We start from the raw sequence: 10,982 nt of genomic DNA, 5'->3' as shown, positions 1-10,982 counted from the left end.
GGGTCGGCGTAGACGGCTACGCTCGCGATCCCGGCATCCCGGCAGGCACGGGCAACACGGACAGCGATCTCGCCACGGTTGGCGATGAGCACCTTGCGCACGATGGCTCCCTCCTTGAAACAAGCCGAGTTTAGGTACAGGCGACACCTCGCGCCGAGCAGACCCCGGGCGTGAGCTTGACCACACGGAGCGTGAACCTCGCGTTGGACGAACGTCCGGATCCCCCGTCGCTCCACGGTACGCCCGGTTTTCGGGGCGGAGGCGCGGTCCGCGATGTGGGCAAGGTCTCTGGCACGCCGTGCTGCGGCGCTTCATGTTTCTTTGTGGAGACCCTACGAATGCCGGGCGGAAACTTTGCCACGGCGTTCAGCTCGTCCGTACCTCTTGTGGCGACGCTTACCGGTTAGTAGCGTGCTTCGGCACTGACAGAGTGGGAGGGGATCGCGGTGGCGCGCAGACCAGTGGCCGCGGTGGCGGCAGTGACGCTGATGGTCGAGGCGGTCGGCATAGCGCTGCTGAACTGGATCCTCGGCCTGGTCGTGGACCGTCAGCAGATGTCCTTGGGCGGCATGGACACCGACGCGATGTCGATCGGGACGTGGGTGGCGGGCGGCCTCTTCGGCCTCTATCTGCTGGTGTGCGGGGTGGTGCTGCTGCGCACCGCCGTACGCGACCGCGCCCCCGGCCGCCTGGCCCGCATCCTGCTCATCACCTGCGCGGTGGTGCACGGGCTGTTGGGCGCGTTCTCGGTCGGCCTGGTGGGCTGGGCGGCGTTCGCGTTCATGATGGTGGTGCTGGGGCTGATCGTGCTGAGCCTGCTGGGGTACGAGGCGGAGCCGCCCGCCGAGCCCTCCGCCGAGGCCGCGAGCGGCGGCCACGACGCCCCCAGCCCGGCCTGAGCCGGGAAAGATCCAGGGAAGGACCTGAGGCAGGTCCAGGGAAACGCCTAGCCGGAATTCCCTAGTCGTTCCAGAGGTCCGTGATCCGCACGTCCAGTTCGGCGAGCAGCCGGCGGAACAGCGGCAGGGACAGCCCGATCACGTTTCCGGAGTCGCCCTCGATGCCGTCGATGAACGGCGCCGAACGGCCGTCGAGCGTGAACGCGCCCGCCACGTGCAGCGGTTCGCCGCTGGCGACGTACGCCGCGATCTCCTCGTCCGTCGGCTCGCCGAAGCGGACCGTGGTGGACGCGGTGGCCGAGGTGCGGTGGCCGCTCGCCGTGTCGATCACGCAGTGCCCGGTGCGCAGTACCCCGGCCCGGCCGCGCATCGACTTCCAGCGGGCGGTGGCCTCCTCGGCGTCCACCGGCTTGCCGAGCGCCTGACCGTCGAGCTCCAGCACCGAGTCGCAGCCGACGACGAGCGAGCCGGCCGTCTCCGGAAGCCCGGCCACGGCGGTGGCCTTCGCCTCGGCCAGCACCCGGGCCAGCTCGGCGGGGGTCTCGGCGCCGATCGCGTCCTCGTCCACCCCGCTGACGATCACCTTCGGTGCCAGCCCGGCCTGCCGCAGCAGCCCGAGCCGGGCGGGCGAGGCGGACGCGAGGACGAGAGTGCGCTGCGCAGTCATGCGCACCAGGGTAAGCCGCTCCCGGAGAAGGCCCGCGGGCCAGGGCCTGGCTAGGGCCACATCCCCAGAATGCACATCGCCAGCAGCACGGAGACGGTCAGAACGGTGCGGGCGCGTCGGAGCATGGCCTCGGCGCGCCGCAGTTCCTCGGGCGGCTCATCGGGCGGCTCGGACCACAGCATGAATCCGATCCTGAGGCCGGAGCCGGCGGGGCGCCTGAGTACGCGTACTCAGGCGCCCCGGCGCGAAGCTGCCATCCGGCCCGCCGCGGGCCGCTCAGGCGGGCCAGTAGGTGGTGCGCCAGGCCTTGGGACCCGGGTGCGGCACCCGGTGGCTGGGGACGGTGCGGGCCGGGTCGGACCACTCCTCCGGATCGTCCTCGGTCTGCGCAGCGGCCATGGAGGCCGCCGCGCGTGCTTGCACCACCGCCAGAGCGGCGGCCAACTCCTCGGGGGTCGGGTTGCCCCGGACAATGCGGATCATGGGAACAGCCCTTCGCTAGGGGGCTAGGGGGCTAGAGGGGGATGTTGCCGTGCTTCTTCGGGGGCAGCGCCTCGCGCTTGTTCCGCAAGGTCCGCAGGCCGCGGACGATGTGGCGACGGGTCTCGGAGGGCATGATCACAGCATCCACATACCCCCGCTCGGCCGCGATATACGGATTCAGCAGGGTGTCCTCGTAGTCCGCGATCAGCTCGGTGCGGGTGCTCTCCGGATCGTCGGAGGAGGCGATGGTGCGCCGGTGGAGGATGTTGACCGCGCCCTGGGCGCCCATGACCGCGATCTGCGCGGTCGGCCAGGCCAGGTTGAGGTCCGCGCCCAGGTGCTTGGAGCCCATCACGTCGTACGCGCCGCCGAACGCCTTGCGGGTGATGACCGTGATCAGCGGGACGGTGGCCTCCGCGTAGGCGAAGATCAGCTTGGCGCCGCGCCGGATGATGCCGTTGTACTCCTGGTCGGTGCCGGGCAGGAAGCCGGGCACGTCCACGAAGGTCAGGACGGGCACGTTGAACGCGTCGCAGGTGCGCACGAAGCGTGCGGCCTTCTCGGAGGCGTCGATGTCCAGGCAGCCGGCGAACTGCATCGGCTGGTTGGCCACGATGCCCACCGGATGGCCCTCGACCCGGCCGAAGCCGGTGATGATGTTGGGAGCGAAGAGCGCCTGCGTCTCCATGAACTCGTTGTCGTCCAGCACGTGCTCGATGGCCTTGCGCACGTCGTACGGCTGGTTCGCCGAGTCCGGGATGAGGGTGTCCATCTCCCGGTCCTCGTCCGAGACCTCCAGATCGGCCTCGTCGGGGAAGGCCGGGGGCTCGGAGAGGTTGTTGGAGGGGAGGTAGGACAGCAGGGCCTTGACGTACTCGATGCCGTCCTTCTCGTCCCCGGCCATGTAGTGCGCGACACCGGAGGTGGTGTTGTGGGTCCGGGCGCCGCCCAGCGCCTCGAAGCCGACGTCCTCACCCGTGACCGTCTTGATCACATCCGGCCCGGTGATGAACATGTGCGAGGTCTGGTCGATCATCACCGTGAAGTCGGTGATCGCCGGGGAGTAGACCGCTCCGCCCGCGCACGGGCCCACGACCAGGCTGATCTGCGGGATCACCCCGGAGGCATGGGTGTTGCGGCGGAAGATCTCGCCGTACATGCCGAGGGAGACCACGCCCTCCTGGATGCGGGCGCCACCGGAGTCGTTGATGCCGACGACCGGACAGCCGGTCTTCAGCGCGAAGTCCATGACCTTGACGATCTTCTCGCCGAACACCTCCCCGAGCGCCCCGCCGAAGACCGTGAAGTCCTGGGAGAACACGGCCACCGGGCGGCCGTCGACCGTGCCGTAACCGGTCACGACCCCGTCCCCGTAGGGCCGGTTCTGGTCGATGCCGAAGTTGGTCGAGCGGTGCCGGGCGAACTCGTCGAGCTCGGTGAAGGACCCCTCGTCCAGAAGGAGGTCGATGCGTTCGCGCGCGGTCAGCTTGCCCTTGGCGTGCTGCTTCTCCACCGCGCGCGCGGACCCGGCGTGGGTCGCTTCTTCGATGCGGCGCTGCAGGTCCGCGAGCTTCCCCGCGGTGGTGTGGCGGTCTGGAATCTCGGGGGCGGTCTCCGGCTCGGTGGACATCGGGATGCGGCTCCTGCTCGTCCTGGGGGTGGATAGGGCGGGTCTTCAGGATCGGGGGAAGGCGGGGAACGGGGTCGTACGGGTCGTGATCGTGATCAGACGGGGGCCTGCCGGGCTCCGGGGGTTCCGGACCGTTCGGCGGCTTTGCGCCGGCTGGGCTACCGGCACGTAGCGTATCGGCGGTACCGCTTGGCGGCAGTGCGTCGTTGGCCACACCTCCTGACCCTAGGCTGGCTCCCATGACGCCTTCTGACACCTCAGGGAGCCCAGGTGACGCGCGCGGACGCTGGTCCGACCTGGAGCGGCCACCGCTGAACGCCGCCGCGCTGCGCCGGGGGCTGGTGCGCCCCGGCGGGCTGTGGACCGAGCTCGAGGTGGTGCGGGCGACCGGCTCGACCAATACGGATCTGGTCACCCGGGCGCGGGCCGGAGCCCCCGAGGGCGCGTTGCTCATCGCCGAGGAGCAGACCGCGGGGCGCGGCCGGCTCGACCGCGCCTGGACGGCCCCGGCCCGGTCCGGGCTCTTCTTCTCCATCCTGCTACGCCCCGGCGACGCCGGGGTGCCCACCGAGCGCTGGGGCTGGCTGCCGCTGCTGGCCGGGGTCGCGGCCGCCGGGGCGCTCAGCCGTACGGCGGGCGTGGACACCGCGCTGAAGTGGCCGAACGACCTGCTGGTGACGGTCGCGGGCGAGGAGCGGAAGTTCGGCGGGATCCTCGCCGAGCGGGCCGGGGACGCGGTGGTGATCGGCATGGGGCTGAACGTCTCGCTGCGCGCCGGTGAACTTCCCGTCCCCACCGCCGGGTCGCTGGCCCTGGCGAACGCCGTCTCCACCGACCGCGATCCGCTGCTGCGGGCCGTGCTGCGCTCGATCGCCGAGTGGTACGGGGAGTGGCGCCGCTTCGAGGGCGACCCCGGGCCGAGCGGCCTCCAGGAGACGTACGCGGCGGGCTGTGCGACTCTCGGGCGCCAGGTGCGCGCCGAGCTTCCGGGCGGCCGGGAGCGCGTCGGCGAGGCGGTCGCGATCGACGGCGACGGGCGTTTGGTTCTGGCCACAGAAGGCGGGGTTCAGGAGCCGGTCTCCGCCGGGGACATCGTGCATCTACGCTCCGTACCGAGGGAGGAGTGACCCTCCCGCGCAAGAGTGAGCTACGGCACACCTGACGTATCGTGGTCGCGGTCGGTCCAGCTCGGGGCGGCTGTGAGCGAGCTCGGGACCGGGCCGGGAAGAGGGAACGAAGGGCAGTGCGCAGGGATCGGACAGGGGGCGGGCGGTGACCGCCGACGACGCGGGTTCCGGCACGGCCGAGGAGCGCGAGGTGCTGGACGCCGCCGCGCCCGACGGGGCCGTACGGGACACCGGGGCGCGGGAGAGCGCCGCCGCGGAGACCCCCGACGACGAGGACCAGCCGGACCCCATCGCGCTCCGGCTGGAGCAGCTGATCCTCGGCGCCGAGCGGCGCTACACCCCCTTCCAGGCCGCCCGCAGCGCGGGCGTCTCGGTCGAGCTGGCCACCCGCTTCTGGCGGGCCATGGGCTTCGCCGACATCGGCCAGGCCAAGGCGCTGACCGAGGCCGACGTACTGGCGCTGCGGCGGCTGTCCGGTCTGGTCGAGGCCGGGCTGCTGAGCGAGCCGATGGCCATCCAGGTGGCCCGCTCCACCGGCCAGACCACCGCCCGGCTCGCCGACTGGCAGATCGACTCCTTCCTGGAGGGGCTCACCGACCCCCAGGAGACCGGGATGACCCGGACCGAGATCGCCTATCCGCTGGTCGAGCTGTTGCTGCCGGAGCTGGAGGAGTTCCTGGTCTACGTCTACCGGCGCCAGCTCGCGGCCGCGACCGGCCGGGTGGTGCAGGCGGCGGACGACGTCGAGATGGTGGACCGGCGGCTGGCGGTCGGCTTCGCGGACCTGGTGAGCTTCACCCGGCTGACCCGGCGGCTGGAGGAGGAGGAGCTCGGCGAGCTGGTCGAGGCGTTCGAGACCACGGCCGCCGACCTGGTGGCGGCGCACGGCGGGCGGCTGATCAAGACACTGGGTGACGAGGTGCTCTACGCGGCCGACGACGCGGGCATCGCCGCCGAGATCGCGCTGCGCCTGATCGAGACGCTGACGCATGACGAGACGATGCCCGAGCTGCGGGTCGGGATCGCGTTCGGCACGGTCACGACGCGGATGGGCGATGTCTTCGGCACGACGGTGAACCTGGCCAGCCGGCTGACGTCGATAGCCCCCAAGAACGCGGTCCTGGTGGACGGCGCGTTCGCCGAGGAGCTGAGCCGTACCGGGGAGGCCCCGGTGTCGGAGGCGGAGGCCGCGGAGGCGGCCGCCGCGGCGGAGAAGGAGGGCGAGGAACCGCCCTCGTACCGCTTCGCGCTGCAGCCGATGTGGCAGCGGCCGGTGCGTGGCCTCGGGGTCGTGGAGCCGTGGCTGCTGAGCCGTCGCGCGTGAGCCCGTGCGGGGCGGGCGGTCGCGGGCGGGGCGGGCGGTCGCGGGCGGTGCGGGCGGTGCGGGTGGTGCGGGCGGTGCGGGTGGTGCGGGCGGTGCGGGTGGTGCGGGCGGCGCGGGTGGTCGCGTGCGGCGCGGGCGGTGCGGGCGCGTCAGGATTCCCTCCGGGCAGGCGCGTCCGGAACATTCCCGCGGCTCTGTCCGGATCGCTCCAGTAGGTCTGTCCGGATCGTTCCCGCGGCTCCGGCCGGATCATTCCGGTGGCGCCGACCGGATCACTGAACTGGGCGCGGCGCGGAACCTGTTGGGCTAGCCTACGTGCGCAAGATCCACTCGGTGGATCCCAGGTTCTGTCGTCGAAGTAGCACCGTCCGCGTCCGCCCGCGGGGTGGGCCCGGCGGTGTCCAGGAGCACGTGTGACCCAGCTTTACGATTCAAGTGCTCGGCGTCCGGGCGCCTTACCTCCGCCGGGCTGTCCCGCCCACGGGGAGACCGGTGCCGAACCGCTCCACGCGCCCGAGTTCGGTGCGGACCCCTTCGCGGTCTACCGGCGGCTGCGCGAGGCCCACGGCCCGCTCGCGCCGGTGGAGCTGGACAGAGGCGTACCGGCCATGTTGTGCCTGGGGTACGACACGGCGCTGGAGGTTATGCGGCGCCCCGAGACCTTCTCCAAGGACCCCCGCCACTGGCGGGACAGGAACGAGGGCCTGCTGCCGGAGTCCAGCTACGCCCCGCAGGTCATCAGGGACCGGCCGCGGGTCGACTTCGTGGACGGCGAGGAGCACCGGCGGCTGCGCGGCGCCATCGAGGACGCCACCGGCCGGATCGACTCCAGCGCCCTGCGGAACTATGTCGAGCGGATCGCCGACTCGCTGATCGACCAGTTCTGCGAGGCGGGCGAGACCGAGCTGATCGGGACGTACTGCGCACTGGTCCCGATCATGGTGACGAGCCAGCTGTTCGGCTGCCCGCAGGAGATCATGGACCGGCTGCTGCGGGGCGTGGCGGCGTTCATCGACGGCTCGGACCCCTTGGGCGGGGACCGGACCTCGGGCGCGGCGCTGCGCGAGCTGATCGACTTCAAGCGGCGCGAGCCGGGCGCCGACATCACCTCCTGGCTGATCGCCCATCCTGCGCGGCTGAGCGACGAGGAACTGGTCGAGCAGCTGCTGCTGCTGATCGGGATGGTGACCGGGGTGGTGCCCGGTCTGATCGGCAACGCCTCGCGGGTGCTCCTCACCGACCAGCGGTTCTCGGGCGAGCTGATGGGCGGCAGCATGCTCGTCGAGGACGCCCTGGACGAGGTGCTGTGGACGGACCCGCCGCTGGCCAACATGGGGCTCTACTTCCCGGTGCACGACACCAACCTCGCCGGGAAGCGGCTGCGCGCGGGCGACGCCGTGATGATCAGCTTCGCGGCGACCAACCGGGACGCCCTGCTGCGATCCCCGCACAAGCAGGGCAACCGGGCCCATCTGGCGTTCGGCGCGGGCGCCCACGCGTGCCCCGGCCGGTCCTCGGCCCGGCTGATCGCCTCCGTAGCGCTGGAGAAGCTGCTGGACCGCATCCCCGATCTGGCGCTCGCCGGGGAGGCCGAGGAGCTGAAGTGGCTGTCCGGGATCTTCGTACGGGGGTTGATCACGCTGCCGGTGCGGTTCGCTCCCGTTCCCAGGCCGGGGAGTCGGCGCGGCGCGCCGCCCGCCGCCCGCCCGGGGGAGCCGGGCCCGCCGGGGCCGGCGGGTCAGCGGCAGGAGATGCCGCCGGGGATGCCTCCGCTGCCGCCCATCCCGCCGATTTCGCTGCCGTTCGCCACCGCCGCGGCGTCCGCGACTGAGGCCCCGACCGAGCCGGGGTCGGGTCCGGGGGCGGGTCCGGAGCCGGAGCAGCAGGCGGAGGACGGGCAGCGGCAGTCGGTCCAGCTGGGCTTCCTGAACCGGTGGCGGCGGGCCCGCTAGGGCCTGTCCGACGGGTCTTGACGCCTGCGGTGGGGAGGGGGAAAGACCCGCCGGACACCCCGTGGGGCCTGTCCGGGCGCTCACAGGTTCCGCACGCCCCGGGGAGCTGGAATGATCGCGGGCAGTGTGTTCACGGTCGTTAACCGGGAGGGTGTGTGATGAGTGAGCAGCGGTACGGGGAGTGGGTCGCGGTCCGCAGGGACGGCTTCGTGGCCGAGCTGGTGCTGGACCGGCCCAAGGCCATGAACGCCGTCTCGTCGGAGATGGCGCGCTCCATCGCGGCGGCCTGCGCTGCGCTGTCCGAGGACCGTGACGTCCGGGCCGTGGTGCTGACCTCGACCCATGAGCGGGCCTTCTGCGTGGGCGCCGACCTGAAGGAGCGCAACTCGCTCACCGACGCCGAGATGATGCGGCACCGGCCGGTCTCCCGCGCTGCCTACACCGGGGTGCTGGAGCTGCCGATGCCCGCCATCGCCGCGGTGCACGGCTATGCGCTGGGCGGCGGCTTCGAGCTCGCCCTGTCGTGCGACGTGATCGTGGCCGACCCCACCGCCGTGGTGGGGCTGCCCGAGGTGTCGGTCGGGGTGATCCCGGGCGGCGGCGGCACCCAGCTGCTGCCGCGCCGGGTGGGCGCCGCGCGCGCCGCCGAGCTGATCTTCTCCGCGCGCCGGGTGGCCGCCGCCGAGGCCCATGCGCTGGGCCTGGTGGACCGGCTGACGGCAGAGGGCGAGGACCGGGCCGAGGCGCTGGAACTGGCCCGGGGCATCGCCGCCAACTCCCCGGTCGGCGTGCGGGCCGCCAAGAAGGCGCTGCGGCTGGGGCACGGGCTGGATCTGCGGGCCGGTCTGGAAGTCGAGGACGCGGCGTGGCGGACGGTGGCCTTCTCCGGGGACCGTGCGGAGGGTGTGGCCGCGTTCAACGAGAAGCGTCCGGCGAACTGGCCGGGGGAGTGACGACCCGGACCGTGCGGAGCACCGACCCCGGGCCGGGCGGGGCACCGACCCCGGGCCGGGAGGCGGTGGCCAGTGGCCCCGGACGCCGGACGGGTGAGTACGGCAGGAGTACCGGACCCGGACCGGGGAAGTTGACCGGATCCGGGGAGTGGCCCCGGCCCGGGGGGAGCGAAGCGGCCACCGGGGGTGACCGTTCGCTCGGATACCCGGGGTGAACGGCCCGCAGCGGATTGTTCTCGACGTTCTTACGCTGGAGAGCAGAGCGAACGATGCATGGCCGTGAGGAATGCGAGGCCGTCGTGACGGACAACGGGGAGATCGGCGGACGGCCCGGTGGGGTCGACGGACGATTGCGGGCCGTCGTGCGGCTCGCTCAGGAGATGGCGGCGGCGCACACCCCGCAGGAGTCGATGGGCGCGGCGGCCGAGGCGGCCCGCCGCGCCCTCGACGGCAGCTTCGCGGCGATCTCGATGTGGGAGCGCGAGCGGGGGCGGCTACGGGTCCTGGTGAACGTGGGCGAGCTGATGGCGGGCGAGGAGCGGCTGCCCGACGACGAGTCGTATCCGGTGCACGACTTCCCGGAGATCGCCGAATTCGTACATGAGCACTGGGCCGCGGGCGGGGAGCCGCACGCCTGGGTCGAGACGGCCGAGGGCGTGGGCACCGGCGTCGGCGTCGGCTCGGCCCCGCCCAGCGGTAGCTGGGGAAGGGTGGCCGCGCTGCGGCGGCGTGGCCGCGGCAGCTGTGTGGTGGCCCCGATCGTGCTGCACGGGCGGGCGTGGGGCGAGCTGTACGTGGCCAGGGCGGCCGGACGGCCCGTCTTCGACCGCGACGACGCCGACTTCGCGACCGTGCTGGCCTCGGTGACCGCCGCCGGGCTGGCCCAGACCGAGCGCCTGGAGGAAGCCCGCCGCCTCGCCTTCACCGATCCGCTGACGGGCCTCGGCAACCGGCGGGCGGTGGACATACGGCTGGACGAGGCGCTGGAGGCGCACCACACGGACGGCACGGTGGTGAGCCTCGTGGTCTGCGACCTCAACGGCCTCAAGCGGGTGAACGACACCCTCGGCCATGCGGTCGGCGATCGCTTGCTGGAACGGTTCGGCTCATTGCTGTCCATATGCGGCGCGATGCTGCCCGGGGCGCTAGTGGCCCGGCTGGGCGGCGATGAGTTCTGCCTGCTGGGGGTCGGGCCCCCGGCGGATGAGGTGGTCCGGGTGGCCGACGAGCTGTGCCGGCGGGCGGCGGAGCTGGAGCTGGGCGAGGGGGTGGCCTGCGGGATCGCCTCCACAGGCGATCCGATCGGCCCCGTGCCGTCGGCCCGCCGCCTCTTCCGCCTGGCGGACGCGGCCCAGTACCGGGCGAAGGCGGCGCGCTCGCTGAAGCCGGTTGTGGCGGGCCGGGATGGCGGCGCGGAGGACGCGGTGATCCGCCTCGCCGACACGTCACCCGCCCACCCCCCAGAACGCCGCCGCTTCCGAGGCCGCCGCTAGCCCCCCACCCCGCCTCCACCCAATCCCGGACGCAGGCCCCCGACCCCCACCGCGGCTGAGTCCCGACCCCTGCTGAGGCTGAGTCCCTGAGTCCCGCGGGGCTGTGGCGCGGCTAGTCCCCGCCCCGCCCCTTCCCGAATCCGGGGGCAGGCCCCCGGCCCCCACCGGGGCTGGGCCCCGGCCCCCACCGCGGCTGAGCCCCGGCCCCCGCTTGCGCTCGGTCCCCGAGTTCCGCAGGGCTGTGGCGCGGCCAGTCCCCCACCCCGCCCCTTCTCGAATCCGGGGGCAGGCCCCCGGCCCCCACCGGGGCTGGGCCCCGGCCCTCACCGGGGCTGGGCCCCGGCCCTCACCGGGGCTGGGGGTTGCGTCTTTGGAAGTGGTGTACCGGGTTCCGCCTGATCCGGGGGTTTTCCTCGGCGTCGGGGTGAGGGCCCAGATAGACAGACGGCCATCG

11 protein-coding genes are annotated in these 10,982 nt (G+C 72.8%); 6 read left to right on the top strand and 5 right to left on the bottom strand.

The window, feature by feature from the left end; all coding sequences use genetic code 11:
* The coding region (locus J2Z30_RS49010; protein ID WP_158786612.1) for a biotin carboxylase N-terminal domain-containing protein at window positions 1-101 on the bottom strand (101 nt) is incomplete at its 3' end.
* A 345-nt stretch (window positions 102-446) separates the two neighbouring features.
* Here J2Z30_RS49010 and J2Z30_RS49005 point away from each other — a divergent pair.
* Window positions 447-899 carry a hypothetical protein gene (locus J2Z30_RS49005; RefSeq protein ID WP_308280301.1) on the top strand — a complete coding sequence of 151 codons (453 nt, stop codon included), beginning with the start codon at window positions 447-449 and terminating at the stop codon, window positions 897-899.
* A gap of 61 nt (window positions 900-960) precedes the next feature.
* Here the strand turns inward: J2Z30_RS49005 and J2Z30_RS49000 are convergent, their stop codons facing one another.
* The 4 genes from J2Z30_RS49000 to J2Z30_RS48990 form a co-directional block, all read right to left on the bottom strand.
* Window positions 961-1,566: a Maf family protein gene (locus J2Z30_RS49000; protein ID WP_044574144.1), complete on the bottom strand. Its 606-nt coding sequence runs from the start codon at window positions 1,564-1,566 to the stop codon at window positions 961-963.
* 50 nt (window positions 1,567-1,616) lie between these two features.
* Window positions 1,617-1,748, bottom strand: a complete 132-nt coding sequence (gene mmpB / locus J2Z30_RS51245; RefSeq protein ID WP_020870724.1) for a morphogenic membrane protein MmpB — start codon at window positions 1,746-1,748, stop codon at window positions 1,617-1,619.
* 94 nt (window positions 1,749-1,842) lie between these two features.
* Window positions 1,843-2,049 carry an acyl-CoA carboxylase epsilon subunit gene (locus J2Z30_RS48995; RefSeq protein WP_044574146.1) on the bottom strand — a complete coding sequence of 69 codons (207 nt, stop codon included), beginning with the start codon at window positions 2,047-2,049 and terminating at the stop codon, window positions 1,843-1,845.
* Window positions 2,050-2,080: 31 nt separating this feature from the next.
* Window positions 2,081-3,679 (bottom strand): acyl-CoA carboxylase subunit beta, encoded by a 1,599-nt coding sequence (locus J2Z30_RS48990; protein WP_209469189.1) that lies wholly within the window; start codon window positions 3,677-3,679, stop codon window positions 2,081-2,083.
* A gap of 239 nt (window positions 3,680-3,918) precedes the next feature.
* Between J2Z30_RS48990 and J2Z30_RS48985 the strand changes: the two genes are divergently transcribed.
* The 5 genes from J2Z30_RS48985 to J2Z30_RS48965 all read left to right on the top strand — a co-directional run bounded on the left by J2Z30_RS48985 (window position 3,919) and on the right by J2Z30_RS48965 (window position 10,528).
* Window positions 3,919-4,806, top strand: a complete 888-nt coding sequence (locus J2Z30_RS48985; protein ID WP_044574148.1) for a biotin--[acetyl-CoA-carboxylase] ligase — start codon at window positions 3,919-3,921, stop codon at window positions 4,804-4,806.
* Between the two features lie 145 nt (window positions 4,807-4,951).
* Window positions 4,952-6,130 (top strand): adenylate/guanylate cyclase domain-containing protein, encoded by a 1,179-nt coding sequence (locus J2Z30_RS48980; protein ID WP_020870727.1) that lies wholly within the window; start codon window positions 4,952-4,954, stop codon window positions 6,128-6,130.
* 413 nt (window positions 6,131-6,543) lie between these two features.
* Complete coding sequence (locus J2Z30_RS48975; RefSeq protein ID WP_044574154.1) at window positions 6,544-8,082, top strand: cytochrome P450 family protein; 1,539 nt, start codon at window positions 6,544-6,546, stop codon at window positions 8,080-8,082.
* 158 nt (window positions 8,083-8,240) lie between these two features.
* Complete coding sequence (locus tag J2Z30_RS48970) at window positions 8,241-9,035, top strand: enoyl-CoA hydratase/isomerase family protein (protein WP_044574157.1); 795 nt, start codon at window positions 8,241-8,243, stop codon at window positions 9,033-9,035.
* 380 nt (window positions 9,036-9,415) lie between these two features.
* The gene (locus J2Z30_RS48965; protein WP_044581836.1) at window positions 9,416-10,528 is read left to right on the top strand and encodes a sensor domain-containing diguanylate cyclase; all 1,113 of its coding nucleotides are present in this window, start codon (window positions 9,416-9,418) and stop codon (window positions 10,526-10,528) included.
* Window positions 10,529-10,982: the final 454 nt, after the last annotated feature.

It is taken from the genome of Streptomyces iranensis, assembly GCF_017874715.1.
Lineage (GTDB): Bacteria > Actinomycetota > Actinomycetes > Streptomycetales > Streptomycetaceae > Streptomyces > Streptomyces iranensis.
Note: the sequence above shows the minus strand (reverse complement) of the source record. Positions and strands in the feature narration are given on the sequence as shown.